At 69.9% G+C, this 26950-nt stretch carries 26 protein-coding genes and 2 pseudogenes; 18 read left to right on the top strand and 10 right to left on the bottom strand.

Annotated features, from left to right (window positions below; genetic code table 11):
- The first annotated feature begins 170 nt into the window (after positions 1–170).
- From JL475_RS27650 to JL475_RS27630, 5 genes are all read left to right on the top strand, one after another.
- On the top strand, positions 171–2519 hold the full coding sequence (locus JL475_RS27650; protein ID WP_237408459.1) for a beta-N-acetylglucosaminidase domain-containing protein: 2349 nt from the start codon (positions 171–173) through the stop codon (positions 2517–2519).
- 308 nt (positions 2520–2827) lie between these two features.
- On the top strand, positions 2828–3382 hold the full coding sequence (locus JL475_RS27645; RefSeq protein WP_202280681.1) for an SUKH-4 family immunity protein: 555 nt from the start codon (positions 2828–2830) through the stop codon (positions 3380–3382).
- A 463-nt stretch (positions 3383–3845) separates the two neighbouring features.
- Complete coding sequence (locus JL475_RS27640) at positions 3846–4280, top strand: ATP-binding protein (RefSeq protein ID WP_202280680.1); 435 nt, start codon at positions 3846–3848, stop codon at positions 4278–4280.
- Between the two features lie 89 nt (positions 4281–4369).
- Entirely contained in the window at positions 4370–4669 is a 300-nt protein-coding gene (locus JL475_RS27635; protein ID WP_202280679.1) for a hypothetical protein, read from the top strand.
- Positions 4666–5064: a PIN domain-containing protein gene (locus JL475_RS27630; RefSeq protein WP_202280678.1), complete on the top strand. Its 399-nt coding sequence runs from the start codon at positions 4666–4668 to the stop codon at positions 5062–5064. The genes JL475_RS27635 and JL475_RS27630 overlap by 4 nt, the downstream gene beginning before the upstream one ends.
- 91 nt (positions 5065–5155) lie before the next feature.
- On the opposite strand, the gene JL475_RS27625 is transcribed toward JL475_RS27630, so the two are convergent.
- Complete coding sequence (locus tag JL475_RS27625) at positions 5156–5302, bottom strand: hypothetical protein (RefSeq protein ID WP_202280677.1); 147 nt, start codon at positions 5300–5302, stop codon at positions 5156–5158.
- A 12-nt stretch (positions 5303–5314) separates the two neighbouring features.
- Entirely contained in the window at positions 5315–6427 is a 1113-nt protein-coding gene (locus tag JL475_RS27620; RefSeq protein WP_202280676.1) for an ADP-ribosylglycohydrolase family protein, read from the bottom strand.
- Between the two features lie 351 nt (positions 6428–6778).
- Between JL475_RS27620 and JL475_RS27615 the strand changes: the two genes are divergently transcribed.
- The gene (locus tag JL475_RS27615) at positions 6779–7285 is read left to right on the top strand and encodes a hypothetical protein (RefSeq protein ID WP_202280675.1); all 507 of its coding nucleotides are present in this window, start codon (positions 6779–6781) and stop codon (positions 7283–7285) included.
- Positions 7286–7338: 53 nt separating this feature from the next.
- On the opposite strand, the gene JL475_RS27610 is transcribed toward JL475_RS27615, so the two are convergent.
- The gene (locus JL475_RS27610; RefSeq protein ID WP_202280674.1) at positions 7339–7911 is read right to left on the bottom strand and encodes a tellurium resistance protein; all 573 of its coding nucleotides are present in this window, start codon (positions 7909–7911) and stop codon (positions 7339–7341) included.
- A gap of 344 nt (positions 7912–8255) precedes the next feature.
- Here JL475_RS27610 and JL475_RS27605 point away from each other — a divergent pair, with 344 nt between their 5' ends.
- The 5 genes from JL475_RS27605 (at position 8256) to JL475_RS27585 (ending at position 12921) form a co-directional block, all read left to right on the top strand.
- Positions 8256–9674 (top strand): hypothetical protein, encoded by a 1419-nt coding sequence (locus JL475_RS27605; protein WP_307825178.1) that lies wholly within the window; start codon positions 8256–8258, stop codon positions 9672–9674.
- Positions 9671–10165: a hypothetical protein gene (locus JL475_RS27600; protein ID WP_307825177.1), complete on the top strand. Its 495-nt coding sequence runs from the start codon at positions 9671–9673 to the stop codon at positions 10163–10165. Before JL475_RS27605 ends, JL475_RS27600 begins: the two co-directional genes overlap by 4 nt.
- Positions 10166–10202: 37 nt before the next feature.
- On the top strand, positions 10203–10868 hold the full coding sequence (locus JL475_RS27595; protein WP_202280672.1) for a VWA domain-containing protein: 666 nt from the start codon (positions 10203–10205) through the stop codon (positions 10866–10868).
- A 302-nt stretch (positions 10869–11170) separates the two neighbouring features.
- On the top strand, positions 11171–11971 hold the full coding sequence (locus tag JL475_RS41290; protein ID WP_307825176.1) for a protein phosphatase 2C domain-containing protein: 801 nt from the start codon (positions 11171–11173) through the stop codon (positions 11969–11971).
- On the top strand, positions 11968–12921 hold the full coding sequence (locus tag JL475_RS27585) for a hypothetical protein (RefSeq protein ID WP_202280670.1): 954 nt from the start codon (positions 11968–11970) through the stop codon (positions 12919–12921). Before JL475_RS41290 ends, JL475_RS27585 begins: the two co-directional genes overlap by 4 nt.
- Before the next feature lie 43 nt (positions 12922–12964).
- Here the strand turns inward: JL475_RS27585 and JL475_RS41285 are convergent, their stop codons facing one another.
- Together JL475_RS41285 and JL475_RS27575 are read right to left on the bottom strand one after the other, a co-directional pair.
- On the bottom strand, positions 12965–13090 hold the full coding sequence (locus JL475_RS41285) for a hypothetical protein (protein ID WP_272932978.1): 126 nt from the start codon (positions 13088–13090) through the stop codon (positions 12965–12967).
- Between the two features lie 422 nt (positions 13091–13512).
- Positions 13513–13911 (bottom strand): hypothetical protein, encoded by a 399-nt coding sequence (locus JL475_RS27575; RefSeq protein WP_202280669.1) that lies wholly within the window; start codon positions 13909–13911, stop codon positions 13513–13515.
- 314 nt (positions 13912–14225) lie between these two features.
- Between JL475_RS27575 and JL475_RS27570 the strand changes: the two genes are divergently transcribed.
- Both JL475_RS27570 and JL475_RS27565 read left to right on the top strand, forming a co-directional pair.
- Positions 14226–16061, top strand: a complete 1836-nt coding sequence (locus tag JL475_RS27570; protein ID WP_202280704.1) for a DUF4357 domain-containing protein — start codon at positions 14226–14228, stop codon at positions 16059–16061.
- Complete coding sequence (locus JL475_RS27565) at positions 16058–17278, top strand: McrC family protein (protein ID WP_202280668.1); 1221 nt, start codon at positions 16058–16060, stop codon at positions 17276–17278. Before JL475_RS27570 ends, JL475_RS27565 begins: the two co-directional genes overlap by 4 nt.
- A 43-nt stretch (positions 17279–17321) precedes the next feature.
- Here JL475_RS27565 and JL475_RS27560 read toward each other — a convergent pair whose 3' ends face one another.
- Positions 17322–17918 carry a DUF4352 domain-containing protein gene (locus tag JL475_RS27560; RefSeq protein ID WP_202280667.1) on the bottom strand — a complete coding sequence of 199 codons (597 nt, stop codon included), beginning with the start codon at positions 17916–17918 and terminating at the stop codon, positions 17322–17324.
- Positions 17919–18125: 207 nt separating this feature from the next.
- On the opposite strand from JL475_RS27560, the pseudogene JL475_RS41750 reads away from it, so the two are divergent.
- Positions 18126–18524 (top strand): annotated as a pseudogene (locus JL475_RS41750) (DNA helicase UvrD); the annotation flags it as partial.
- Positions 18525–18671: 147 nt separating this feature from the next.
- Here JL475_RS41750 and JL475_RS27555 read toward each other — a convergent pair.
- The 4 genes and pseudogenes from JL475_RS27555 to JL475_RS27545 all read right to left on the bottom strand — a co-directional run bounded on the left by JL475_RS27555 (position 18672) and on the right by JL475_RS27545 (position 23805).
- Entirely contained in the window at positions 18672–20330 is a 1659-nt protein-coding gene (locus JL475_RS27555; RefSeq protein WP_202280666.1) for an N-6 DNA methylase, read from the bottom strand.
- Between the two features lie 294 nt (positions 20331–20624).
- Complete coding sequence (locus JL475_RS27550) at positions 20625–22688, bottom strand: NPCBM/NEW2 domain-containing protein (RefSeq protein WP_202280665.1); 2064 nt, start codon at positions 22686–22688, stop codon at positions 20625–20627.
- Positions 22689–22862: 174 nt separating this feature from the next.
- Positions 22863–23057: pseudogene (locus JL475_RS41520) on the bottom strand (transcriptional regulator); the annotation flags it as partial.
- Positions 23058–23439: 382 nt separating this feature from the next.
- Positions 23440–23805: a nuclear transport factor 2 family protein gene (locus JL475_RS27545; RefSeq protein ID WP_202280664.1), complete on the bottom strand. Its 366-nt coding sequence runs from the start codon at positions 23803–23805 to the stop codon at positions 23440–23442.
- Positions 23806–23903: 98 nt separating this feature from the next.
- On the opposite strand from JL475_RS27545, the gene JL475_RS27540 reads away from it, so the two are divergent.
- From JL475_RS27540 to JL475_RS27525, 4 genes are all read left to right on the top strand, one after another.
- Complete coding sequence (locus tag JL475_RS27540) at positions 23904–24818, top strand: LysR family transcriptional regulator (protein WP_202280663.1); 915 nt, start codon at positions 23904–23906, stop codon at positions 24816–24818.
- On the top strand, positions 24800–24952 hold the full coding sequence (locus tag JL475_RS27535; protein WP_202280662.1) for a hypothetical protein: 153 nt from the start codon (positions 24800–24802) through the stop codon (positions 24950–24952). Before JL475_RS27540 ends, JL475_RS27535 begins: the two co-directional genes overlap by 19 nt.
- Positions 24953–25014: 62 nt before the next feature.
- A complete protein-coding gene (locus tag JL475_RS27530; protein WP_202280661.1) occupies positions 25015–25200 on the top strand; it encodes a GNAT family N-acetyltransferase in 186 nt (61 codons plus the stop codon).
- A gap of 342 nt (positions 25201–25542) precedes the next feature.
- Positions 25543–26754, top strand: a complete 1212-nt coding sequence (locus JL475_RS27525; RefSeq protein ID WP_202280660.1) for a globin domain-containing protein — start codon at positions 25543–25545, stop codon at positions 26752–26754.
- Positions 26755–26950 lie beyond the last annotated feature (196 nt).

Genomic DNA, 26950 nt, shown 5'->3' with positions numbered 1-26950 from the left:
GCGGAGCACAGAGAGGTCTAGACCCCATACGCCTTACCTCTCCCCCTTCACTCACTCATCCTGAGCAGAACGAGGCCACTTGTTGGTCCAGACCACGAAGGGGAGTTGCAGTGGGAAGACGCACAAACGTGATGACGGCGACCAGCATGTGCTTCGCACTCGCAAGCACTATGGCTTTCCAGGCACTACCGGCCGCCGCAGTACCGAATGCCGCCCCCCGCGCGGCCGGTGCCGTACCGCCGGTCTCGCCGACCCCGCAGTCCCTCACCCGCGCCGGTGGCGACGCCGTCGTGACCGGCAGGGTGCTCGTCGTGGCCGGTGAGGACACGGACCCCGCCGCCCGGGACCGTCTCGTCCGGGAGTTGAAGGCGCACGGCGCCGACCGGGTGGACGTCGTCGCCCCCGGCAAGGTCCCCGGGGCCGCCGCCGGCCTGCTCACCGTACGGCTCGGTCCGGCGACCCGGCCCGACATCGCGGCGGCGCTCGGGGACACGGCGGTCCCGGACCGTGCCGAGGGCTACGCCCTGCGCGTCTCGAAGACCCCGTCCGGCGGGGCCGGGATCGCCCTCGGCGGCAAGGACGCCGCGGGCCAGTTCTACGCCGTGCAGACCCTGCGCCAGCTGTTCGTCCGCGCCGACGACGACGGCTGGAAGGTGGCGGGCGTGCGGGTCAGTGACTTCCCGTCGATGCCGCTGCGGGGCACCATCGAGGGCTTCTACGGCCAGCCCTGGACACACGCCGAGCGCCTCGACCAGATGGACTTCTACGGGGACGTCAAGGCCAACACCTACGTCTACGCCCCCAAGGACGACCCGTACCACCGGGGCAAGTGGCGCGAGCCCTACCCGGCGGACAAGCTGGCCGAGTTGGGCGAACTGGTGAACCGGGCCACGGAGAACCACGTGCGCTTCACCTTCGCCGTGTCCCCCGGGGAGTCGATCTGCTACTCCGATCCCGCCGACCGCAAGGCCCTCGAGGCCAAGCTCCAGGCGCTGTACGACCTGGGAACCCGCGCCTTCTCCATTCCGCTCGACGACATCAGTTACACCCGCTGGAACTGCGAAAGCGATCGGGCGGCCTACGGCGAACCCGGTCGCGGAGCGGCCGCCAGGGCACAGGTCGACCTGCTCAACGACGTACAGCGCGACTTCATCGCCACCCACGAGGGCGCCCGGCCGCTGCAGACGGTGCCCACCGAGTACGGCGACCTCACCGACACCGCGTACAAGCAGGCCATGCGGGACACCCTGGACCCGGCGGTCGTGGTGATGTGGACCGGCACGGACGTCGTCCCGCCGAAGATCACCAACGACGAGGCCGACCAGGTGTCGAAGCTCTTCGGCCGCAAGGTCTTCGTCTGGGACAACTACCCGGTCAACGACTTCGGCAACACCAGCGGACGGCTGCTGCTCGCGCCGTACGACAAGCGTGAGGCCGGCCTGTCCGACCACCTCTCCGGCATCGTCGCCAACCCCATGAACCAGCCCTACGCCAGCAAGGTCGCCGTCTTCGGCACCGCGGACTTCACCTGGAACGACCGGGCGTACGACGCGCGGAAGAGCTGGCCGCGCGCCATGTCCTACCTCGCCGACGGCGACCGCGAGGCCACCGACGCCCTGCTCGTTTTCGGCGACCTCCAGCACATGGCCCCGACCTTCGGCGCCACGCCCTGGCAGCCACAGGCTCCCGAACTCGCCGGGCGCGTGGCGGAGTTCTGGAAGACGTGGGACGAAGGGGACCGCGCCGGGGCCGTCAAGGCACTGCGCGGCTACGCGACCGCCATCGAGGAGGCCCCGAACACCATCCGCGGCGGAGCCGTGGAGAAGGGCTTCACCGTCGACGCGGCACCCTGGCTGGACGCCACCGAGCTGTGGGGCGGGGCGATGGTGACGATGCTCGACGCGCTCGCGGCGCGGCAGTCCGAGGACAAGGAGACCTCGGACCGGCTGCTGGCCGAGTCCGACGGCCTGCAGCAGCGGGCCCGCGCCGTTCGGGTCGATCCGCCGCGCAACTCCTGGGGCAAGGCCCAGCCCAAGGTCGGTGACGGCGTGCTCGACGCCTTCCTCGTACAGGCCGATGTGCGCCTGAGGTTGTGGGACTCCGCGGGCGGCGGGGAGAACCTGGCCCCGAAGGGGAAGGCGTCCGCGTCCAGCGTGGAGCAGAACCTCGACCGGCTGACCGCCCGGCACGTCAACGACGGCCGGATGGACACCCGTTGGGCCTCGGGCTACTCGAACGACGAGTGGGTGCAGGTCGAACTCGCCGCTCCCACGAAGGTCGCGGCGGTGACCCTCGCCTGGGAGAACGCCTGCGCGACGGAGTACGCCGTCCAGACCTCCCAGGACGGTGTGAACTGGCGGACGGTGTCCACGCAGCGCCCGGACGCCTGCGGCAACGACGTCGTCCGGCTCACCGCCGACGAGGCCGTGCGCTACGTCCGCGTGCAGGGCCTCGAGCGGAAGACGACCTGGGGCTACTCCCTCTACGAGATCGGCGTCTACGGGACACCGACGTCCTGACCGACGGCGCACGGGCCGCCTCGGGCCACAGACGGGGTGATGCTTCGGCCGCTCCACCCTCATGGTCCGCCGCGCGTCGGTGACCGTCACGCGGTCGGGGCGCAGCCACGTGCCGCCCCGCAGCGAAGGGCCCGTCCGGCCCAGGTGACCGATGACTCGGCGACCGGACGCCGGCCCGCCACGCCGGCCCTGGAAGACCATGGTCTTCCAGGGCCGGCGGAGCGCCCCGCCGACCGGCAGGTCGGCGCCCGCCGGTCCGGAGGTCCGGGGCGGTTCACTCCATCCGCGCAACACCCAAAGGTCCCCGCATGAGCTTCGCTGTCACGCCGGCCGAACTCCTCAACATCTTCGGCCTGACCGGCGTCGTGTACTTCCCCCGCTACGAATCCCCCGACAACCAACTCGACACCCGAACCGCGGACTTCCTCAGCCAGGTCGGCCTCCCGCACGACGAGACGTTCAAGTCCAAGGCGAGCGTCGGTCAGGAAGAGTCGATCCTCCTGACCGAGTGGTTCACCCCTGACGACGGAACCCTGCCCGAAGAATGTCACCCATGGCTCGTCCTCGGCTACTTCACGGCCTCCGTCATCGCCCTCGCCCCCCTCACCGGAAAGGTGTACGCCTTCGGCGAGGGGGAGCCTCTGAACACCTACACCCAGCTCCATCGAGACGTCGAATCCCTCGTCCACGCCCTGAACCTCTTCAAGGAATTCGAGGAACGCCAACGCGACGACCAGGCCGACATCGACGAGCAAGTGGAGGACCTGCGCGCACGCATTCACGCCTTTGACGCGACCCCCTTCGAGGACGACCAGTCCCAGTGGAATCTCGTCCTCGACGAGGTCATCGAAGGCGTCTGGTGAGCGAACCGCCCAGGCCTCGCTGGTGGCGCCAAGGACAGTGACCAAGGAAAGCCAGGATCCCGACTTCGCACGACGAACAGCCGGGCCCCCATTGCGGCGAGCCGTACGTCCGCAGCCTCGCCCACGCGCTCGTACTCGGCAGCTCTGCTGCGCCACCGCTCGACCCGCTCGTCGAGCAGCCCTTCACGAACGCTGTACGTACGCAACTGCGCGGTCCTGGGCATGCGGCGCACTCTCCTGTCGAGCCCGGCAACCGACCGCCACGGGTCGCGTGTTGCCCGGCAGGACGACGCTCGTCACGAGCGCGTCCGGCCGGGCACGCGCACCGCTTCCAGCCACCTCCGATCCGCACCCAGCGTGATCGTCCATCCCTCGCACCGTCCACAGCGCGCGTCTGTACGGTGACGCAGCGTACGGACCGCGCCGCTGGAACGCACCCCCGCGCACCCGCCACCGTGGTCCCATGAGCACAACCACCCCCCAGCTCCCCGCCGCCGTGCGGACGTTCACGCAGCAGTTGTCGTCCACCCGCCGCGGGGCTCGCCTCGCCCGACTGCTCGCCTACGAGCAGTTGCGCACCTGGCAGACGTCACCCGGCGTCACCGACCGCGCGGAGCAGATCGTCGCGGAGCTCGCCGCCAACGCGGCGCTGCACAGCCGGGTTCAGGGCCGCGACTTCCGTCTCACCCTCACCCACGACCCGACTGCCGGCCTCCTCCGCATCGCGGTCACGGACGCTCGCGGGGACCGGCTCCCCTCCCCCGTGACGGACGTCGTCACGCCGCCGGACGACGAGTCGGGCCGGGGCCTGCTCATCGTCACCGCCCTGGCCGACCGCTGGGGCACTGAGTCGTATCCGCCCGGCGGCAAGACCGTGTGGGCCGAGTGCGCGTGCTGAGCACCGTCATGTTCACCGATGTACTCGATGGGGTGAGGCCGCCGTCGTTCGGGTCTCCCCTCAGGAACGCGAGCGGTATGGTCGATGGTATGGCAACCAAGAAGTACACCGTCACGCTCCCCGAGGAGCTTGCCGAGGCCATCCGGGCAGAGGTGGGCCCCGGCGGGTTCAGCCGCTATGTCACGCAGGCCATAGAGCGTCGGCGGGAGCAGGACCGGCTCGGCGAACTCGTCGACTGGCTGGAGACGGAATACGGCCCTGTCACCGAGGAGGAGCTGGCCGCAGCCGAAGCCGAACGCAAGGAGATCGAGCACGCTCATGCGGAGAGGGCTCGTGCGAAGCGTGTCACCGAGCAGCAGCAGGCCGGGCAGGAGCGGCACGTCGCGTGAAGAACAGCATCGCCTACTTGCTCGACTCCGAGGGTCTGTCCCAGACCGTGCGGGGGGCCACCGCGATGAAGGGGCGCCTCAAAGCGGCCCACCTCTCCGGCATCCGCGTGATGACCACGTCCATGACCTTGATCGAAGCGTACGACGTGCGGACCTCCCTTCCGGCCTGGCACTGGGCGCTCTCCCGGATCCACGTCGAGCCGGTGACCGAGGACATCGCCAAGGATGCCGTCGAGTTGCTCAAGGAAACCGGCCTCCACGGCCACAAGTACGCCATCGACGCGGCCCTGGCCGCCGTCGCCCTGCGACAGCCGGGGCCGGTCACCGTCTTCACCTCCGACGAGGACGACCTGCGCAAGCTGTGCGGGGACCGTGTGGTCGTCATGAGCCTGTGACCGGCCTGTCCGCTGCTTCCCCCCTCTCGCGGGGGCGGAAAACGGCGGACAGGGCACGGACGGGGCCCCGGGCTCCGTATCCGGCGCGACGTCACACGTCGAGCGCCACGCACTGCCGGAGCAGCGGTTCCAGGCGCAGCTGCGTGTCCTCACGGTCGAACACCTGGAAGACGTCCGGATACGCGAAGACCCAGCGGGCCTCCTCCTCGCCCTCGATCCGGCAGGCGGCGTCGTCCACGACCAGCAGAAGTCACCAGCCGGGATAACGGCTCCACCAGTGCAAGTCCCAGCCCTTGACGTACTCGCTTCCGCTGGGCGAGTCGAGAATCTGGATCAGCAGGTCACGCGCCAAGGTGTCGAGCACCCATGACAGTTCGTGACGGCTCACCAGATCCACGGGCAGTGCCTCGATCCCGTGCACGGCACCGAGCAGCGCACCCGTCACACAGGCGACCGAGTCGCCGTCCGGCGCTCCCGCCGCGAACTGCAGTGCGGCTCCGAAGCCGGCTCGGTCGGGGAAGGACGCTGCGGCGTAGAGGCCGCCGTACAACGCCGAAGGGGCGGTGGCGTCCGGTGCGAGCCGCGCGAGCAGCCCCGCGTCCGCGGGCTGGTCGACGGCGTGCCGGAACACCGTCACGAGGTGGTCGTGCTCGTCTCCGACGTCGCCGCGGCCCGGTGGCGGGAGCGCGGCGATACCTGTTCGCAGGGTCTCCCGTACCGGCTGGTCGGTGGTGACGGGACGATGGGCTTCCTCAGGGGAGTCGGTCAGGCAGTGATGGAGCAGCGCGGTCGCCCGGACGGTGGCGGACTGCGCTGCTGCGTCACCGTGTGTGAGAGCCGCGGTCTCGCCGGCCAGTGCGGCTCCTTCCTTCCCGATCGCCGAGATCGGGAGGGCCCGTGTCAGGGCGTGACAGCCTCGGCTTCGAGTGGCCGTCCACTCGCCGCGTTCGTCGATCCGGGACAGGGCGGCCACGGTCGCCGGTGTGCTGCCCCGTCGCTCGGCCAGTACGGGCACACCCGCGAGCCAGCCGTCCGGCCACTCCGCTTTGGTCCCGGAGGCCCAGCGGCGCCGCATCCTCTCCGCTTCGACGCCTTGCAGCGCCGCCCACCGGCAGTAGGCGTGCAGGACCACCGACGGCGGATGGCAGATTCCTTTGTGCTTCATGCGCACCATCGCGCGGATGATGCCCTCGGCGGTGAAACAGGCGAGTTGTGTGCTGACACCGGCCCGCAACGGACCGTTGGTCGGCGGCTTGCCCCGAGCCGTTCCCACCGTGTCCCCGAGCGCAAGGCCGAGCATCATCCCCCGCAGCCGGGACTCAAGCCTCCGGAGCTTCCTTCGCTGGCCCTTCTCGTCGGCCAAGGCAGCCTGCTTTCTTCTCGAAACGGTCTCCGCCGGAAGCGGGCCCGGTGGACGGGGTCACCGGCACGGCGCACCTCCCGACGCTGCGGACGGCTGTCCGGCGGACAACGTCCTTTCCCGCAGACCGCGCTGATGAGTCATGTGCTCCCCGGTGTCCTGCTCCCCGTGACCACTGTTCACTCCTGACGGTCCACACCGACGATCGTACACGCGCCTGCAAAGAATAGCTTGTTGACATTATCAACGGGCATGCTTCATGCTCCAGTTCGCAACGGCGTGACCAGCCCGGCCGCACCCATGTGCCTTCAACTGCCGTACACCCACCTCCGCTCACCGTCCCCGGGAGAAACCGTGAATCCTCAGAACCACCCGCAGAGTCCGTCCGACATACGGCCGCTGCGCAAGCGCAAGAGACTGTGGGCCGTCGGCGCCGCCCTGTTCGCTCTGGGGGCGATCGGCGGCACCCAGTCCGCACAGGGCGAGGTGGACGCCGCCCAGGCCCTGGCCGCCAAGCCCGTGCCGACCGTGACGACCACGGCGACGGCGACGGCGACCGTCACCGCCGAGCCGGAACCCGCCCCCACGGTCACCAAGACCAAGAAGGTCACCACACCCGGCCCGACCGTCACCGTCACCAAGACCGCCCGGGCCGCCGCCGGATCCGGCACCAGCGGCAGCACCGGCAACAGCAGCGACAGCGGCTCCGGGACCTGCTCCATCACCTCCAACGCGGGCAACTGCTACCAGGCGGGGCAGTACTGCCGGAACAGTGACCACGGGGCCACGACGACGACCGCGGGCGGCACCCGGATCACGTGCAGGTACAGCTCGAACGCATGGCGCTGGTCCTACTCCTGACGGGCGGCACGGCAAGGCCGCGAGCCGGCTCCCGACTGCGCCCGCCTACAGGTCTACAGGGGCGGCTTGGTGCCCGGCACCCAGTCGAAGCCGAAGCCGTAGGCACGGTCGATGAGTTGCTGGTTCGACAGGAACGGCTCGGCGGTGAACCAGCGGACCTCGCGCCGCAGGTCGAGGGTGGCGGTGCCCTGCCCCGGGGTGAGCAGGGCGATGGCACAGGAGGTGGCTCCGGCCGGGGAATCGTCCAGGTGGATGCGCCAGGTGCCGTTCGACGCGCTGACGGTGACGACGCCTCCGAGGCTGCGGAAGTCGGCCGCGCCTTCGTAGAGGTACACGTAGGCGAGCAGTTTGGCGAACCGGTGCCGGTGCTCGAGGCTGATGCGGAGGGTCTCGCCGTCCGAGGTCTCGCCGGTCCGGTCGTCCTGGTCGAGGCTGACGTAGGGCCAGGCGTCGAGGTCGCCGAACTGCGCGCCGAGCGGTTGTACCGCTGCGCCCGCTCCGTCGCGGGTGAGCACCAGGCAGCCGAGGTCGAGGTCGGCCTCGGCCGTGACCGACCAGTTGAGGTTCAGCTGAAGAACGCCTCGGCCCGTGATCTCGGCGCGAGGTGCCTGCTTGGTGAGGTCCAAGGGACGTGCCGACGACCCCCACCGCGACCGCGTTCCCATGCCGGTGACTGACCCTCCGATCAGGTCGATGACCGTCCGCCGCCTACCGTCGCCGCTCAATGAGCACCCCCTATACATCAACGGCCCGCACAACTGCCCCGCGCCACGCCGTCAGCACCATGCGTTTGTCGTTTATTATTGCTTGACTGGTGAAGGAGATGTGAAGGCCTCCGTCGCTTTGCATGCGCGGCAGGGATGTACGCGGCAGGCCATCGCCCTGCCCCGTCGCGCTCGGACCTGTACAAAGTCCCGGCATCGCCGGGCAAGGGTGGGGAATGTTAACCGGGACACAACTAGACAAAGGGGTGACCGCACGTCACCTCGAGAACGCAGCGCAGGCCCCTGCGCTTGCCCCTCGCGCGGAAGAACTGCGCGCACTGGCACAGGCGCTCGACTCCCCCGATGTGGACGCCCTCGACGCATGGGCCGATCTTGACCTGATGACCCACTTCGCCCGGCCCGAGAGCATCGCCGAACCGGTGGGCACCGGTCGGGGTGAACGACTCGACTCGGTGCTGGACTGGGTGCTGGGCGCCCTGGTCTTCCTGCCTCTGCTCTTCACGTGGTTCGGCCTGTGGCAGGCGTCGAGTGCCTACGGGGCACTCACCGGGGACGACCCCAAGGCCGCCGGCCGACCGTTCCTGCAGCTGTGGCAGTCCGGGTTCGACGGGCACCTGAACGAGACGTTCCGCTTCGGCCACGTCGCCGTGGGCGGGTGCCTGGCCCTGGTGATGCTGTTCGTCCTCACGGCCGTGCACGGCTACCGTCGTACCGGCGCGGAACGCCGCGAGGAGCAGGCGCGCGGGCGAGCCCGTGCGGCTCTGGCCCGACTGGTCCCGGTCCTCACGCGTGCTCAGCTCTCGCTCAACGAGCACCGGTTCGCCTCGCCCCAGCGCTTCGCGGCGGAGCTCAACTCGGCGGCCGGTCGGCTGCAGCGGATGCACACCAAGGCCATCACCACTCAGGAGGCGCTCAGTCGAGCCGCCGAACTGGTGGGCGAGGCCGCGGAGAAGGCGGAGCAGCGCCTCGCCCAAGCGGAGGCATACGTACGGCCGATCGAGCAGGTGGTACTGCGGATCGAGGAGACCGTCCGGGACAGTGGCACCGCCATTCAGGCCGCCGTCCAGGGCTTGGACGACCCGTTGACACAGGCGGGCCGCCGACTGGCCGATGCCGTCAGTGGGCAGACCGGTGTCCTGGACAAGGCGTTGGAAGATCTGAGGACGGCCGGCGACGACATGCGTGACGTTCTGGCCCGTGCGGCGGACCGGCTGGAGACGGCGGTCGGCGACAACGGTGACCGCGTTCGCGGCGCGCTGTCGGACGCGGCGCAGCAGGTCGAGGAGTCGCTGACCGTGCTGGCCGCTTCCCAGCGCGGGTTCACCACCGGCGTCGAAGTCGTGGCGGACGTCAACGGCCGCCTGCTCGACGACCTCGGCACGGTGGCCGACCGAACCGGTGAGGCCGCCGAGGCGTCGCGGGAGGCCCTGCTCGGCATCGAGGCCCGTAGCCGGGCCGTCCAGGATGCGACGGACCGCTTCGTCGCGGTCACCGACGCCCTGGAATGGGCGCTCCGCGAGACGGAGGCTGCACGGGGCCAAGCAGAGACGGCACGCAGCGAAGCGGAGACGGCACGCGCGGGTGCCGAGGCAGCCCAACGGCGCGCGGAGAGCGAACTGCATCAGGCCGAGAAGCTGCGGGCCGGGATCGGACCGGGCCGGTGAGCCCACTGAAGAGGCGTTTCCGGTTCACACCGCTCCACCTGGCCGGGTGGCTCTTCGCCGACATGCTGCTCGTGCTCGCCCTGGTGTCCATGGGAGACCGCGGTGATCCCCTCGCCGCGCAGGCCAGCGCCAGTGCCTCGAAGTCGGCCGACGCCACGCCGTCCCCAGAACCGAGTTCGACGCCGACGGGACCGCGGTCGGTGGCGCGCAAGCCAGTGAAGATCCATCTGGCCGCAGCGGTCGGCGACACCACGCGGATGGTGAAACAACTCCGTGCCGCCACCACCCGCTACGAAGGACGCGAAGCCGCCTTCGTACTGACCTTCGGCCAGGCGCCTGAGCCCGGTGACGGCCAGGCATACGCGCAGGAGGTGAACGAGGCCCTGCGGAAGGCGCAGCCGGACATGTTCACCGACGCGACGACGCGGGACTTCTGGAGCAGGGGCCCCTCGGGCTCGGCCGACCTGGAGATCTACTTCTACACCCGTTGACGGCCACGCCGTCTCATCAGCTCAGGAGAACCAACCCATGCAGCTCCTCCCCTTCTACTTGGTGTGCGACGAGTCCGGCTCTATGGCCGGCGACGGCGTGGACACCATCAACTCGGCGTTGCCCGACCTGCACCACGAGATCAGCACCAATCCGAGTGTCGCGGACAAGACCCGCTTCGCGCTCATCGGTTTCTCCACCCAGGCCTCCGTGCTGCAACAGCTCACCGACCTGAGCGAGCTGACGCAGCTGCCGTCCCTGTCGGCGGGCGGCGTCACCTCCTTCGGTGCCGCCTTCCGGCTGCTCAAGGACACCATCGAGAAAGACGTCGCGGCGCTGAAGGCGGAGGGGCACGACGTCTACCGGCCCGTGGTGTTCTTCCTCTCTGACGGCATCCCCACGGACGAGGGCTGGCGCAGCGCGCTCGACGACTTGAACGCGTTCCGTTACGCGCCGAAGATCATCGCGTTCGGGATCAGCGACGCCGACGCCGCGACCATCACCGAGGTGGCCAACTTCAAGGCGTTCATCCAGCAGGACGACTCCATCACCCCGGCCGTCGCACTGCGTGAGTTCGCCTCCAGCCTCACCCGGTCCATCGTCAGCTCGGCGACCAGCATGGCCGCCCAGGGCGGGGAGGGCTTCCAGCTCCAGGTGGACGAGCAGGTGCCCGGCTTCACCAGCCTTTCCCTGGACAAGCTGTGAGCGGCCCGATGCATCACGGAGAAACTCCCGGGGCGCATGGGGATGTGAGGGGTTTCGGCAGGCCCGCCCATGGTGACGGTCTTGACGAACACTTCGCGAGCCTGCCCACCGACATCGTCGTCCACGACACGCGCACGCTCGGGCTTGCCGCTTCCGCAGAGCAGTCTGCGCCTCCGGCAACGGACCGTCTCGTGCCGCCTGCGTCCCCTGCGGAATCCGGGGACGCTCTGTTGCGCGGGGTGCCTGCGCACGTCGGTCAACGGCCCCCCAGCTATCCGCCCCACCCTCTGCAGTGCCCTTCCGTGCGGGACGGCGACGAGTTCGCGGCCTTCACTCCGGCAGTGCTACTGGACGGGGCCCAGGTCGGACGGCTGACGGTGCGGGCCGCCTCCGTGCGCGGTGACTCCCACAACTGGGAGGGCAGTTGCCGCCAGGACGCCATGACGGTGACGCGCGTCGGTCCACCGGAGGCCGGCTTCCTGCTGCTGGCGGTCGCCGACGGAGTGGGCTCCGCGAAGTACTCACACATCGGCTCGTACCGCGTCACTCGCCAGACGGCTCTCCACCTGGACCGGGAGGCGGAGAACATCCATGCGGCGCTGATCGCCCAGGACGAGGGTGAACTCCGCGCGATCGCCAACAAGGCGATCGCCGGCGCGGTCAACGAGCTGCGTATAGGTCAGGAGCACGCCACCACCCTGCATGTCCTGCTGGTTCCGACCGACGCCCGCATCCGCGAGCGTGTCGTGTTCAGCGTGGGGGACGGCGGTCTGTTCGTGCTGCGGGACGGCCGGTGGGAACAGGGCAATCCGATGGACGACGGAAGTCTCCTGGACACTCGTACCGAAGCTCTTCCGCACGCCTATCGCAGCGTCAAGGCCAAGCTGCTGCGCACCGAACCGGGCGAAGTCCTCCTCCTGGGCACCGACGGCATCACCAACCCGCTCACCCAGAAGGACCCCGAGTTCGCCCAGCGCCTCGCGAACGCGTGGGGCGGGCCTGAAGTGCCTTCGCTGTCCGACTTCCTGTGGCAGGCGCAGACGAGGGCCAAGTCCTACGACGACGACCGGACCGTCATCTGTGTGTGGGAGGCGCCGAAATGAGCGCGGAAGACGGAGCCGACATCGCACGGTCGTCGCTCGCCTTGGGTGAACGGATCGGCAGCGGCGGCCAGGGTGACGTATACGCGGTCACGGGTGGCCCCCTCCTGTTCAAGGAGTACAAGGACCCGTCCAAGGTCAACGGCACCGCCCTCACCGACCTGGTCGGGCTGCGACAGGGCCTCGGTCAGACGGACCGGAGCCGCCTCGACGCCCTTGCCGCATGGCCCCTGTGCCGTGTGGTCGAGGGCGGCCGGACGCTCGGCTTCCTCATGAGGCGGGCCCCCGCCCCCATGTCGTGGCGCACCGCGACGGGGGCAACGAAGCTCCTCGAGCTGCAGTACCTGATCCGGCCGTCCAAAGCGGCCTGGCAGGACGTTGCCCAGCCGGGCCCGGAGCAGCGCAGGGCTCTCGCGCTGGCCTGCGTCGAGGCCATCGGTTGGTTCCACGACGCCGGACTCGTGATCGGTGACATCTCGCAGGCCAACGTTCTGTGGTCCCTCTCCCCCGAGCCCGCCGTCCACTTCCTGGACTGCGACGGCTTCCGCCGGGTGGGACGCGCGGCGGTCCAGGACCAGGCCGCCACTCCGGACTGGAACGACCCGCTGGCGTCCTCCACCGACGCGACGGTGGACACGGACGCCTACAAGACCGCTCTGGTGGCGGGGCGCATCGTCGCCCAGGAGCCGTATGTCATACCGGGCCAGGACCTGGAACTCGTCCCCGGCTGCCTCAACGACCGGCAGAGCGACGGAGTGCGGAGGCTCTTCGCGCAGGCCGCCGGCGAGCGCGGTACCCGGCCCCGGCCGGGCGAGTGGCAGACCGCGCTGAGCGACCGTGGCGTCATCACGCTCACCGCGGCCACGCCCCGGGTCCGGCCTGCCATCGACCACACGGTCCTGGACGGAGCGCGCAACCGGACACCGATCAGGCTGCGGGGCCCGGTGCAGTAGAGGGGTACCGGCTCCCCGGACGTCGTGGGAGCCGTACTCCGGCTCAGGATGGCGCCGACTCCCAGCGGTAGGCGTCGGCGACCTCGTCGTACGGACGCAGCAACGGCTCCAGTTCCGTGCGCACCAGGTCCGCGTCCCCCGGTGGCAGCGCCAGTGACGCCCGCCGCATGCGCACGCTCCAGGTCGCCGGTCCGGGAAGACCGACAGCCGGGGCACCAGGTCGCGCAGGACGAGCCCGTCGCGGAAGGGGGCCAGGCCGGACACCTCGAGGCGGCAGCCCTCCGGGAAGGACCGGTCGCCGAAGACGACCGGTTCGTCCAGGGCCCGTACGGGAGTGGCGACCGAGGCCCGGGCGATCACCCGGCCCAGGTCGCGGGTCGGATTCCGGAAGCAGCCGCGTGTGGTGTAGAGGAAGATCTCGTCGCCCTCCTCCAGCGTCCGCGCCGCCTTGGCCCGCCCGGACGGGAACGCCATCCGCTGCCCGGTCACCACCCAGCGCAGAGCGGCCCGGTCTCCGATGATCAGCAGGTGCGCGGACGACATGCCGGTCGCCTTACCGAGGCACCGGGCGCGTGGCCGCTGCCGTGCCGGTCAGAGACCCGCCCGCGCCAGCAGCACCGGCAGTGCCTCCGGCTTCACCTTCTGCACCGACCGCACCTGCCCGAGTCCCAGTTCGTCCCGGCCCACGGGGTCGCGGTACAGCGCCTTCGTCGCCTCGGGGAGCAGAGCCGCCCCGACCAGGTACGGGACACCGGGGTCCTCCAGGTTTTCCCGGGGCTCCCCATTGACCTCGGCCACCGCGGCGACCGCCGACTCCGGGTCGGTGAAGAAGAACCACAGGCGGTCGCCCCGCTTCATGCGGTTGCGGCGACTGAGCCAGAGTTCGAGTTCCGGCTCCTCCTCCGCCAGCCGATACATCGTCTCCTTGTCGGACGGCTCCCCGTCCAGCGTGTCCTTGTTCGGATTGAGGATGTAGATCCAGTCCGTCACGGCTCTCCCTCGGTCAGCACACCCAACCCGTCATCAACCCCTGTGTGCACGCCACGCACCGCTCCCGCAGCAGTCGCCACGCCACATGGTGCCGAGTCACTCGGGTATCCGCAGTCTCCTGTTCCCGATGACTCGCACTTCATGTCCGGCATGATGGCCCCATACACGGTGGGGTGGATGTGTGGGCGGCGGCCACCGTTTTCGACCGGGTCACGGTGGCCGAGGACGAGGCCCGTGCCGACGCGGAGCGCAAGCAGGTTCTCGCCCAGTCCCCCTGGAAGACGGTCCAGGCTCTCCACGGACGAGGAGCAGGTGTGAGCGAGGAGCACGAATCCCCCTCCGGGACGGCGCAGTACCCGGAGTTCCGGCTGCGGCTGCCCAACGACGGGCCCGAGGCCCGGGGTCGGCTGCTCGCGGACAAGGGCACCAACGGCAGTCAGAAGTTCGTCGTCCTGGCCGGGTCGCCCGGCCGGACGGAGGTCGTGCCCTCGTTCCCGCAGCGCATGCAGTCGTCGTACCGGCTGCGTCAGCGATTGATCGCCGCGGGGACACTGGTCGAGTCCACCCGTTGGCCGGGCTGGCTGGAGACGACCCGGGACGTCGAGTGCAACTCTCCGTCGGCCGCCGCTGAGATCCTGGTCGGACGCAGCTCCAACGGGTGGCAGGAATGGAAGTCGGCCGACGGGCATCCGCTCGCCGACTACCTCGACCAGGTCTGGTGGGGACGCAGCAGGGCCTGGCTGGTGCGGGGTTCCAACGTCTCCGGTCTCGACCTCGTGCAGCGGCTGTGGCTGCCCGAGGGGCTGGTTTCCCTCTCGGCCCGTCATTTGAGGAAGGGCGTCGAGCAGGGCGTCAGCAAGGACCGGCTGCGCACGGCCGTGGACGAGGACTACGCGTCCACCGCGACGTACAACCAGAAGATGCAACTGGTCGAGGAAATCCACGCGTTCCTCTCCCGCATGCGGCCCGGCGACACGATGTGCACGATCTCCGGTGGGCGACTCCATGTCGGGGAGGTCTCGGGCCCCGCCGAGCAGGTCGACTCCGAGGACGGACGGTCCAATCTGCGCCGGCCGGTGGACTGGGCGGATCAAGGGCATCCCTATGACGAGTTGCCGGAGGAACTGCAGCAGCGCCTCTCCGCCCAGCACGACGTGGTCGACCTCACCGTGGTCAAGGACCTCATCGACGGCCTCGGACTGAGTGACCAGGACCTGATCGACGAGGCCGAGGCCACCGACCGCGATCCCAGCGTGGAGATCCCCGCCCTCACGGCCCGTCGGGAGCTGGAACTGCCCCGACCGACGGAGGAGCTGGCCGCCGACCTACTCGTACACGACGCGGCGTGGCTGGAGGAAGTGCGCGATCTGCTCTGGGACGAGCGGCAGCTCGTGCTCTACGGACCACCCGGCACCGGCAAGACCTACCTCGCCCTCAAGCTCGCCGAGTTCCTCGGCGGCGGCCCCGAGCAGGTGAAGCTCGTTCAGTTCCACCCCTCCTATTCCTACGAGGACTTCTTCGAGGGGTTCCGGCCGCAGGAGGATCCGGAGACCCGCGAGGTGGCCTTCCGGCTCACCGCCGGGCCGCTGCGCGAGCTCGCCGATCTCGCGTCCCGCGAGGGCAACCGGCACATCCCGCACTTCCTGATCATCGACGAGATCAACCGCGCCAACCTCGCGAAGGTCTTCGGCGAGCTGTACTTCCTGCTGGAGTACCGCAACAAGTCGGTGCGGCTGACGTACTCCGGGGACGACTTCGCGCTGCCGCCGAACCTGTTCGTGATCGGGACGATGAACACCGCCGACCGGTCCATCGCGCTCGTGGACGCCGCGATGCGCCGGCGTTTCGCCTTCGTCGAGCTGTCCCCGCGCGTCGAGCCGACGAGCGGCCTGCTGCGGAGGTGGCTGGAGCGGGAGGGGAAGGACTCCGAGCCGGCGGACCTGCTCGACGCGCTCAACACGCGGATCGACGACCCGGACTTCCGTATCGGGCCCTCGTACCTGATGAAGAAGGGCGTGTACCGGGAGGGCGGCCTAGATCGCACCTGGCGGACGAAGATCCTTCCGTTGCTCGAGGAGCACCACTACGGCGAGGGCGTGGACGTCGAGAAGCGGTACGGGCTGGCGGCGCTGCGGGAGTCGTCGGGGTGACGCCGGTCGTCGAACTCGTCGAGCATGCCCCGGCGGTCAGCGTGGCTCTGCCGGACGGCGTGGGGCGGGCGCTCGCGGAGCTGCGCCTCGTGGACGCCGCACCGGACCCGTACTCCCCGGGCCGCTGGTCGCTGCGGGCGGGCAGCAAGGTCGGAGCCGTCACGCTCACGGTGCCGGGCCACGACGATCCGCTCACGGTCCGCATCGCCCCCAAGGTGCCCATCGCACGTCTCTTCTTCCTGCTCGGCTACGGCCTCGACCCCACCGGCGCCTGGCGGGACGGTGAGGTCGAGGTGGCCGAGCACCGGGACCTGTTGCCGGCGCTCGCCCACGCGGTGGAGCGGCAGGTGGACCGGGCCCTGCGGCAGGGGCTGTTGCAGGGTTACCGGGTGACGGAGGAGACCTCGGTGGTCGTGCGGGGGCGGGTCCGGGAGGCCGAGCAGATACGGCGCCGGTTCGGGGCGACGCTGCCGGTGGAGGTGACGTACGACGAGTTCACGACGGACATCGCGGAGAACCGGATCCTGCGGGCGGCCGTCGAGCGGCTGTTGCGGCTGTTGCGGCTGTTGCGGCTGCCCGGGGTGCCACGCGAGGTGCGCCGGAGGCTGCTGCACCAGCGTGCGCGGTTGGCGGACGTCACGGTGCCGGTGCGCGGCCGGCCCCTGCCCGAGTGGCGTCCGAGCCGCCTCAACGCCCGATACCACCACGCCCTGCACCTGGCGCGGGCCGTGCTGCAGGACGCCTCACCGGAGCACGGGCCCGGCGGGCTGCGCATCGACGGGTTCCTGTTCGACATGAACAAGCTCTTCGAGGACTTCGTGACCGTAGCCCTGCGCGACGCCCTGCGCGGGTCGGGCCGCACCGCCCGCTTCCAGGACGGCCACCACCTCGACGAGGCCGCCGCCGTCCGCATGCGGCCGGACTTCGTGCTGTACGGGCCGGACGGCACTCCGTGCGCCGTCGCGGACGCGAAGTACAAGGCGGAGAAGCGGAGCGGTTACCCGGACGCCGATCTGTACCAGATGCTGGCGTACTGCACCGCCCTCGGCCTGGACGAGGGACACCTGGTCTACGCGAAGGGCAACGCCTCGCACGCGGTCCACCGGGTGCGCCACGCGGGCATCCTGATCCACCAGCACGCCCTCGACCTGGACCAGGAGTCGGCGGGGCTGCTCGCCGACGTCGCGGAGGTCGCGCGGCGCATGCGGAATGGCTGACGCGACCTCCCGGGGCGACTCCTGCAACTGCAAGTAACTGCGGTTACCGCAGCTTCCACTCGCCGGTCTTGTCGGCGAACCCGGAGTCCATGGTGAACTGCACGGTGTCGACCTTCGCCGCCTCGGGAACCTCGAAGACGATCCAGCCGAGGCCCTTGGCACCGGGCTTGAGCTTCAGACTGGAGGCCATGGACGGCCCGGCCGTGATGTCCCCGAAGGTGGCGTCGAACTGCTGGCCCTCGCTGTCCGCGACCTGGGCGCCGTTGGACGGGCTGTCGCTGTAGGCCGCCTCACCGGTGTTGACGAGTTGGAACTGGACGCCGACGAACCGCTTGCCGGAGGCGGGCTCCATGAACTCGTCGGCCGACTTGGCGGGGTCGGCGACCTTGACGACGGTGACGTCGAGCTTGCTGCCCTCCTCGAAGCCCTCAAGGGTGAGGGTGTCGCCGACCTTGGCGACCTCGGGAGCCTCGGACTTCTCCTTCGACTTCTCCTTCGCGGCGTCCTTGCCGCTGTCCGCCGGGGCTGCGGCGTTGTCCTTCGGCTTGTCGACGACGGTGCTGCCGGTGTCGCAGGCAGTGAGAGTGAGCGCACCGACGGCGGCGGCTACGGCGGCGGCGATTCGGATACGGGCGTGCATGGTCCCCCCAAGGGCAGTGCCGGATGTTCACGTACACGCCCCGGCACCTCAATCACGGCGGGGCTGCACAGGTGAACCATAGGTGCGACACGTTGGCGATGTCAACAGAATCACCAGAGGTGTTCACGCGATGAGACGGTGGTCGGGCAGCGTGCATCCAATGCGCCACCGGGCCCCGGACGACCGCCTCTTCAGGGCCGGGAACGCGTGCTGCAGCCTGCATTCGCCAACAGCTTCCGGGGGAGCTACGACGCTCTCGAAAAGGCACGCGGTACGCGGATGCGAACCATCCGCATCATCGGCTTCCGGCACAGGGTGGTCCTCACCCCGGACAACGGCAGCGATGTCTTCCTACTGCTGGCTGTCGTCCGCCACAACGACGCCTGCACCTGGGCCGCCGAACGGCTGTACACAACGAACGCGGCGACCAGGGCGCTCGAGGTCCGCACCGTGGTGGCGGTCGAGCGGGTGACGCCGCACCCGGAGAAGGCAGCCGCCGCTGCCGGTTGCCTGTGGTTCGCCCGGCACTCGGACACGGTGCTGCATGAACCCCGCCTCGACGACCAAGCACTCCGTGCGGTGCGCACCGTCGTCGACAAGCCTCAACCGGAGACGTCCGGCCCCTGTTGCCGAGGGGTGCCCGCTGTCTGTGGCGTGCGCGAGCTCCCGGGAAGCGTTTACGGTCCCGTGGAGTGTGTCGGGCAGCCCGTTCCTGCCCCGGTGAGTCCGGGGCGTCGACGCCGTCGCGTCCCGTCAGTCGCCGGGCTCCAGGGCGCCGTTGCTGAGTCCGTCCCGCGCCAGTGCGGCGATCTGCCTGCTCAGTTCGGCCACCCTTCGCGACCGCTCCTCGAACTCCCTGAGTGCGCCGAAGACCGCTCCGTAGCGGCGCTGCGCCGCGATGTCCATCTGAGGGATGCGGGCGCCCTTGCCGTCGAACCGGAAGGTGCCGCTGGTGGTGGTGGAGCGGCGGCTGTTGACGGCGCTGTGCAGGAAGCCCTGGAGGAAGTCCGTGTCGAGCTGGTCGCTGACCGAGACCGGTTCCGGGTCCACGTACTCGACCAGTCCGGCCCTGACGAGGTCGGCGACGCTCACACTGGCCCCGTTGAGGGGGCCGGGTCCCTCACCGGCGGCCAGGGTGGGGAGCAGTTCACCCAGGCGTTGCAGCTGCTCGGCCAACTCGCGGTGCAGGGCGTCGTATTCGGTGACGAAGTCACGGTGGGACCCGTCGACGTGGCGGCCCGGGGTGAGGTCCACCAGATCGTCCAGCAGGTCGATCTGAGCGACGTCGGTGACCTGCTCGGGGCGCGGCTCCAGGGGCCCGTCCGGGTCGTTGGCCGTGAGGTCGACCATGCGGACGGTGGCGGCGGTGTCGCCCGGTGTCCGTGGCCGCCGCAGCTGCCACAGGTGTACGGGCAGGGAGTGCGCGGCAGCCGTGCCCGGGGGCAGAGCGGTGACCTGGGTCAGGATGCCGCGACGGACGAGCTCGGCGCGGATACGGCGGCCGGCCTTGCGGTAGGCGACCGACGCCGGCATCACCATGACGACCCGGCCGCCCGGCGCGGTGTGCGCGTAGGCGTGCTGGAGCCAGGCGAGCTCGCCCTCGGCCCGGGAGGGCGTGCCGAGTTCCCAGCGCGGGTCGAGGAGCAGGTCCTCCCGCCCCCAGTCGGTGTCGCTCACCGGCGGGTCGCAGACGACGAGGTCGGCCTTGAGGTCCGGCCACTGGTCGGCGCGCAGGGAGTCACCCTGCCTGACCTCGACGGGAGCCGGCTTCGCGAGCTCGGCCCTCCAACGCGCGAACCGTGCGCTGTGGGTGTCCACTTCCTGGCCGTACCGCCTGCTGCCGCGGTTCGTCCCGGTGGTCAGGAGGAGGGTGCCGATTCCGCAGGCCGGGTCGAACAGCACCGCGTCGGGCGCGAGGTCACCGGCGCTGTGCCGGACGGCACGGATGACGCGGGGCGAGGTCACCTGATCGGATCCGGCCCGCCGCACGGACTCCGTGAACCGCTCGGCCAGCCCGTTCACCACGTCGGCCGGGGAACTCTCCTCCGCCATGCGGCGGGCCAGGCGGACAGCCTGCGCCGGCAGTACGGACGGCTCCTCGCCCCCGGGGACGGCGAGAGCCTGAGCGACGTCCGCGAGCCCGCCGAGGATGTCGTCGCCGTAGGCTCCGCGCAGCACCTGCCACAGCTGGACCTCGTCGGTGACGTCCTGTCCCTTGTGCTGCTTGTTCAGCCACGCCTGCACCTCGGCCAGGTCGAAGAGAGGGCTGTTGGCCCCGCCTCCGGCCGGAGCGGGGAAGTCGTCGTACCGCCGCCTCCAGTTGGACACGGCAGCTCGGGTCACACCCGCGATACGGGCGATCTCGGAACCTGTCACCAGCGGGTTCGTCGGAGTGGCCGGGTTCTGTGACATGCCCTCCACCGTACACAGCCCGCCTGTCTGCATCAATGCAAGGCGACCGTTGACGACGTTAACGAGACATATCCCCTCTCAGCGCTCCGGTAGCGCTCCAGCCCGGTTTCGTGCTCCGACCTGGGTGCGGCGCCTGTCCGTGAGTGCGCACATGAGCTGTCGGAGTCGAGCGTCTCGGGTCGGCGGGACATCGGGCGCTGCGGGATGGCCCCTCGTGGGGTCAGGAGCACGGCCACAGGATCCCGGCATGCAGACGGTGGCCGGGCCCGACGGCGGGTCCGGCCACCGGAGTTCTCAGCAGGTGATCTTCAGGTCCGCCCAGTCGGCGTGGTCGTACTCGTTGGCGTCGCCGCCATCGGTGACGACCAGCGTGACGGTCCGGGCGCCGCTCACCTCAGCGGTGAGTTGCTGCGCGTCCTGGGAGTTGGTGAGGAGGCCGGTGGCGGCCGCGCGCTCGCCGTCGGCACGGATCTCGAAGGCGACGGTGCCACGCGCACCCGTCTCGTCGTCGAGACCGACCAGGGCCGTGACCTGTTCGCAGCGCCCCGCGGTGAAGTACTCGACGCTGCTGTGGGCGTGCACGCCCAGGCCCTTGTCCCAGGTGCGGCCGCCGATGGTGAGCGTCCCGCCGTCACCGGCCGCCTTCTCGCCGTTGCTCCGGTCCTTCTCCACCGGCCCCCAGCCGCTGACCGCTGTCAGCGGTGTGAGGTCGCTGAGGTAGGTGGTGCCGTCCTCCGGCGCGACGGACACCTTCACCTGGACCGGGGAGACGGAACGGACCTCCCGCCCGGACGGCGTGCGGTACGTCGTGGTGAGCTTCAGCTCGTAGGTACCGGGGTCGGTGCCCTCCGGAACCGTCGCCCGCCACGTGGTCCGGAACTCCGCGCCACCACGGAGCAGCGGGCTCCCGGGACGGGAGTCGGCCTTCGTCCGCCACCCCTCGGGGCCGGTCAGCGCGATGGAAACGGAGTGCACCGGGCGGCGTCCGAGGTTCGCGGTCACCGCGGTGAGCCGTGCGCTGTCGCCCGCCTCGGTGATCGCGACGCCGCCCGCTCCGGAGTCCACGGCGGGCGGCAGCTGGGCCCAGCCGCGGTCCGGGCCCACCCGCACCAGCACGGTTCCGTGTGCGGGCACGGTCGCGGAGATCTCGCCCGCCGTGTGGGTGGAGCGGTGCTCCCACAGGTCCCGCACCCGATAGCCGGCCGCGTGCGGCAGGCCGGCCGTACGCGCCGTGGTGGAAATCCGCTGCGGCCGGTCGCTCTCGTTGAACAGGGCCACCGCGCGACTGCCGTCGGCCAGCTCCTTGACCACGACCCAGCGGCCGTCCTCGGAACTGATCACCTTGCCCTGCTTGCCCAGCTCGTCCTGGTCGACGGCGATGACCTCCTCGTTGGAGAGGATGTCGAAGGCCGACTGCGGCGCCGACCGGAGGTCCGCGCCGATGAGCAGGGGCGCGGCCATGACCGACCACATCGAGAAGTGGGTGCGGTACTCGGTGTCGGTCATGCCGCCGTTGCCCACCTCCAGCATGTCCGGGTCGTTCCAGCCGCCCGGGCCCGCGTACTCGTCGAGGGGCAGGTTCTCCTTCATGATCGACAGCATGGAGTCCCAGTCGTCACTGATGTCCCCCGTGGTGCGCCATGACTGCCCGACGCCCCTGGCCCATTCCCAGGGCTTGTTCTCACCCCACTCGCAGAGGCTGTAGAGGATCGGACGCCCGGTGGCCTCCAGCGCGTCGCGCATGGTCGTGTAGCGCTGCTTCGCGTCCACGCCCTCGTTGTTGCAGTTGTCGTACTTGAGGTAGTCGACACCCCAGTCGGCGAACTGCTGGGCGTCGCTGTACTCGTGGCCCAGTGCGCCGGGGAAGCCGATGCTGCTGCACGTCTTCGTTCCCGCGCTGGTGTAGATGCCGAACTTCAGGCCCTTGCCGTGCACGTAGTCGGCGACGGCCTTGATGCCGTGGGGGAACCTCTCCGGGTCGGGCACGAGCTTGCCCTCGGCGTCACGCTGGGGCAGAGCCCAGCAGTCATCGAGGTTGATGTACTCGTACCCGGCGCCCTTGAGCCCCTTCTCCACGAAGAGGTCGGCCATGCCCTTGACCAACTCCTCGTCGAACTCCGCTCTGCAGTGGGTCGAGTTCCAGTTGTTGAACCCCATCGGTGGTGTCAGTGCCAGGTGCTCGCGATGCTCGCCGCTCTCCGCCGGGGCCGTCGGGGAGGCGCGGGACTCCTCCGGAGCCCCTGTGGCCGACGCCGGTGCGCCGAGCGCGGTGGCGCACAGCAGCCCTGCGGCGAGCGTGGCGAGCGCAGTGCGTACGGGAGTGCCGGACCGGGTTCTCCACCCGGGAAAGTGAGCCATCTGCATGTCTCCCTCGTCAGGCGTCCTGAAGCGTTCCCTGGTGCGACTGCCGAGTGAAGAGACTACGGGCTGTTGGACTTTGTTGGAAGAAGTTCGGCAACGAGCGTTCGTTCACCCGCTCCACGAACGACAGGTCCGGCATCCACCGCCTAACTCCACTGACTCCACCGTTTACCTGGAGAACCGGACCAGTTCCCCGAACCGCGCCCGGCTCAGCCCCGCGTGCTCGCGCAACGCCTGGACGAGCGCCCCGAACGTCCGCAGGCCGTCCGACGGATCCGGCTCCCGCTCGCACTCCCGTCCCGCCCCGGCGGAAGACCACCCCCGCCTTGCTCGGCCTCCTGACCCTGGGAACTCTGGTCGGGGCACTGAGCTCCGGGCTCAGCCTTCTCGTGACGATCCCCTCCATGGTGGCGGTGCGGGTCCTGCCCGTGTGGCGCTGGTACGTCCGGCTCGGCGCCACGGTCGGCGCGTTCTTCCTGCTGCTGATCAGCGCGGGCATGAGCGGGCAGCTCGAAGAGGACACGGTCGAAGACCCCGACCCGCCACACCTTGCGGAAGTCCTCGGCCTCGACGACAAGACCGTGATCCGCTACGCGAACTCCGCTCGCGCTCTCATGGAACGGTCCCGGAAACCGACCCCGCGACTTCACCACGAACCCACGGGTCAACTCCTTGACACTAGGGGGCACCGGCCCCCGGGTCCACCCCCGACAGCCTCCAGTTTCACGAACTCACGGAGGCGAGGGGGTCAGCGGGCGGGCGGGACGAACTCGGGCTGGTCGAGCAGACGCAGCCAGCTTCCGTCTGGCTGGCGCCGGACGACCTGTGCCCGGGCACCGGCCCCGTCCTTCGGAGGAGTCGAGGTGAGGGCGATGCCATCGCTGATCAGCGTCGGCAGCGGTTGTTCCGGCTCGAAACGAGGACGGTCGGCCAGCACCTTCTCCCACAGCGCACGAATCGCCTCCCGGCCCACCGTCCGGTCGCCGGGCGGATAGGCCATCACCGCGCCCTCTTCGTAGAGTGCGGCGACCCCGGCCGCGTCACCGGCGTTGGATCGTTCGACGAACAAGCGGGTGATGTCCTCGGGCCGCATGGCCTTCTCGTACTCCGGCATGGATTCCTCCTGACGTCGGACTTCGGCGCTTTCCAGCGTGGCCGCCCACTGACCAGACGTCCAACAGATGGATCTCATGGAAGCTAGAATCCACAGTCATGGAGCTGAGGCAACTGGAATACTTCGTCGCGGTCGCCGAGGAGCAGAATTTCACCCGGGCGGCCGAGCGGGTGCACATCAGCCAGTCCGGCGTCAGCGCCCAGATCCGTCAGCTGGAGCAGGAACTCGGTGCCGAGCTGTTCGACCGGTCGGCCCGCACCGTCACCCTCACCGTCGCGGGAAAGGCCGCACTCGAACACGCCCGCGCCGCACTCGCCGCCGCGGAAGCGGTCGGCCAGGCGGTGGGTGAGGTGACCGACCTGATCCGGGGTCGGCTCACCGTCGGGATGGTCATCGGCTGCACCCTCACCCCGCTGTTCGACGCCCTCGCCGCGTTCCACCAGGCACATCCCGGTGTGGAGATCTCACTGCTGGAGGACAGCTCCGACCGGCTCGTCGAGGGGGTGCGCACCGGCGCCGTCGACCTGGCACTCATCGGGACCGCAACCGCCACCCCCGACGGGCTGGACGCGCTGACCATCATCAGCGAGCGGCTCGTCGCGGCAGTCCCGGCCGGGCACCCCTTGGCGAAACAGCAGCGGGTCACCTTGCGCGACCTGATCGCCCACCCGATCGTGTGCATGCCGCCCGGCACCGGCCTGCGCACGGTATTCGACCAGGCGTGCGCCGCACAGAGCCTCCATCCCTCGATCACTCTGCAAGCCGGCGCCGCGGACGCCATTGCCGGCCTTGCCGTCCGCGGGCTCGCCGTCGCCGTCCTCAGCGACTCCATGGCCGCGCGCTACCGTGACCGGCTCACCGCCCGCACCATCGATGACGTCGACACACCCGCATTGCTCGCCCTGATCTGGAAGAACACGCACAGCCCAGGGATGCGTGAGCTGCTCGTGCACAGCCGGCGAGCATTCACCGAGCCCGACCCCGCGACTTCCCCGTGCACCTCCACCTGCTGATCAACAACCAGACCGCCAACACGACCGGCCGCGCCGGCAACCACTGGACCAGCGCCGGGGCGCGCTACGTGAACTCCGCCCGCCGGCTTCCGGGAACGGCCGCCGAACGGAGCACCCGTTCGAGCCGACAGTGATCTCCTGCCGTTCTTCTTTCCATGTCCGCACGAAGCCGAAGACTGCCCCGGCACCGTGCCTGGTGCCCGAGCACCGCGGCCACGGATACGCCCATGACCTGCTCGTCGAGGCCACGCACAAGCTCCCCGACGAGGGCGTGGACCGTATCGTGGCCGGGACGGACCAGACCAACGTGCTGATGGCCGCCCACTTCGCGAGGGCCGGGTTACCGGTAGTAGCTGTTCCCGGACCCCGGCCATCCGGGTGAGGACATCGGCAGACGTATCGTGATGCCGTGAAGAGGCGGCGCTGACGGTCTGTCATCAGCTTGTGGGCCATGTGGTGGGCGACTGTCACCGCTGTTTTCTGGCTCTTGGGCAAGATGCCCGGTCAGTCAGCGAGCCTTGTGGAATGCGCGGCGAGTGCTGTGCTGGTGATCGTCGTGGGTGAGATCGGTGACCGAATGCGGCGCCGCTTCTTTTCTCGCCGGGGCTGACGCTGATCACGCAGACCGTGGGGACTGTCCGGCTGCCGACAGTCCGTGTCGCTCAGGAGGGGGCGGGTACCTGGAGCGGGCCAGGAGTCCCCGCCGACCCCGGAGGGAAGCCACATGCTCTCCGACACGTCCCGCCCCGTCATCACCGCCACACTCCCCGCGGTCGCCGACCACATCGGTGAGATCGCCCAGCGCTTCTACCGGCACATGTTCTCCGCGCATCCCGAGCTCCTCGACGGCGTCTTCAACCGCGGCAACCAGGCGCACGGCCACCAGCAGCAGGCCCTGGCCGGCTCGGTGGCCGCGTTCGCAACGACCCTGGTGGAGACACCGGAGCGGGTGCCGGAGCAACTGCTGCGCCGGATCGCCCACAAGCACGCCTCGCTCGGCATCCGCCCGGACCAGTACCAGGTCGTCCACGACCACCTGATGTGGGCGATCGGCGACGTCCTGGGCAGTGCGGTCACCGCGGAGGTGGCCGCGGCCTGGGACGAGGTGTACTGGCTGATGGCCAATGCCCTGATCAACCAGGAGCGCGGCCTCTACAGCGCCCGCGGGGTCCGGCCGGAGACGGTCTGGCGGGACTGGCGGGTGGAGCGGAAGATCAAGGAGACCGACGACGTGGTCACCTTCGTGGTCAAGCGGAACGACGACCGCCTGGTGAAGACCTCACTGCCGGGCCAGTACGTCACCGTCCGGATGCGGATGCCCGACGGGAAGCTCCAGCCTCGCCAGTACAGCCTGACCCGCGCCGACGACGGCGAGCACCGCCAGTTCTCGGTGAAGCGGGTGCGTGGCGAGGGTGGTGACCCCGACGGCGAGATGTCGGCGCTGCTGCACGACTCCGTCGGGGTGGGCGACGACCTGACGCTGTCGCTGCCGTACGGCGACGTGGTGCTCGACGACTCGGGACGGCCGGTGGTGTTCGCCAGTGCGGGCATCGGGGTCTCCCCCATGGCGGGCATGCTGTCGCACCTGGTCGCGGCCGACTCCGGGCTGCCGATCACCGTGCTGCACGCCGACCTCGACGAGGCGTCCTTCCCGCTGCGGCGGCAAGTGGTCAACGACGTGCTGGCACTGCGGGACGCGCGGATGTACCTCTGGTACGAGAAGGGCGCGCACAGCCTCGAACCGGTGACCGGCGTCTTCGAGGGACAGATAGACCTCTCCGCCGTCGACCTCCCCGGTGACGCCCTCTACTACCTGTGCGGGCCGCTGCCCTTCATGCAGGCCGTACGGAGCCGGCTGATCGAGCGCGGGGTCGCTGCGCGCGACATCCAGTACGAGGTCTTCGGCCCCGACCTGTGGCAGGCCGACCTGGACTGACCGTCGGGGCGGCGGCACGACCGTATGCCCGCCGATGACAGCAAACACGGTGTGGTGGTGGGGAATGCCCGGAAGAATGTTGGGAGGCCGGTGAGCAAGGGGGCTGAGTAAGGGGTACGGCACTGAGGTCTTCTCGGCAACGTGACGGTTGCGGTGCGTGATGATGCCGGGCGGCGGGATGGTGACTCGATGCCGG

It is taken from the genome of Streptomyces sp. M2CJ-2, assembly GCF_016757295.1.
Lineage (GTDB): Bacteria > Actinomycetota > Actinomycetes > Streptomycetales > Streptomycetaceae > Streptomyces.
Note: the sequence above shows the minus strand (reverse complement) of the source record. Positions and strands in the feature narration are given on the sequence as shown.

Coding starts and splice junctions, on each gene's coding strand:
- JL475_RS27650 (WP_237408459.1), top strand. CDS start 171: ATGGCTTTCCAGGCACTACCGGCCGCCGCAGTACCGAATGCCGCCCCC.
- JL475_RS27645 (WP_202280681.1), top strand. CDS start 2,828: ATGAGCTTCGCTGTCACGCCGGCCGAACTCCTCAACATCTTCGGCCTG.
- JL475_RS27640 (WP_202280680.1), top strand. CDS start 3,846: ATGAGCACAACCACCCCCCAGCTCCCCGCCGCCGTGCGGACGTTCACG.
- JL475_RS27635 (WP_202280679.1), top strand. CDS start 4,370: ATGGCAACCAAGAAGTACACCGTCACGCTCCCCGAGGAGCTTGCCGAG.
- JL475_RS27595 (WP_202280672.1), top strand. CDS start 10,203: ATGCAGCTCCTCCCCTTCTACTTGGTGTGCGACGAGTCCGGCTCTATG.
- JL475_RS27585 (WP_202280670.1), top strand. CDS start 11,968: ATGAGCGCGGAAGACGGAGCCGACATCGCACGGTCGTCGCTCGCCTTG.
- JL475_RS41285 (WP_272932978.1), bottom strand. CDS start 13,090: ATGCGGCGGGCGTCACTGGCGCTGCCACCGGGGGACGCGGACCTGGTG.
- JL475_RS27560 (WP_202280667.1), bottom strand. CDS start 17,918: ATGCACGCCCGTATCCGAATCGCCGCCGCCGTAGCCGCCGCCGTCGGT.
- JL475_RS27555 (WP_202280666.1), bottom strand. CDS start 20,330: ATGTCACAGAACCCGGCCACTCCGACGAACCCGCTGGTGACAGGTTCC.
- JL475_RS27550 (WP_202280665.1), bottom strand. CDS start 22,688: ATGGCTCACTTTCCCGGGTGGAGAACCCGGTCCGGCACTCCCGTACGC.
- JL475_RS27545 (WP_202280664.1), bottom strand. CDS start 23,805: ATGCCGGAGTACGAGAAGGCCATGCGGCCCGAGGACATCACCCGCTTG.
- JL475_RS27540 (WP_202280663.1), top strand. CDS start 23,904: ATGGAGCTGAGGCAACTGGAATACTTCGTCGCGGTCGCCGAGGAGCAG.
- JL475_RS27525 (WP_202280660.1), top strand. CDS start 25,543: ATGCTCTCCGACACGTCCCGCCCCGTCATCACCGCCACACTCCCCGCG.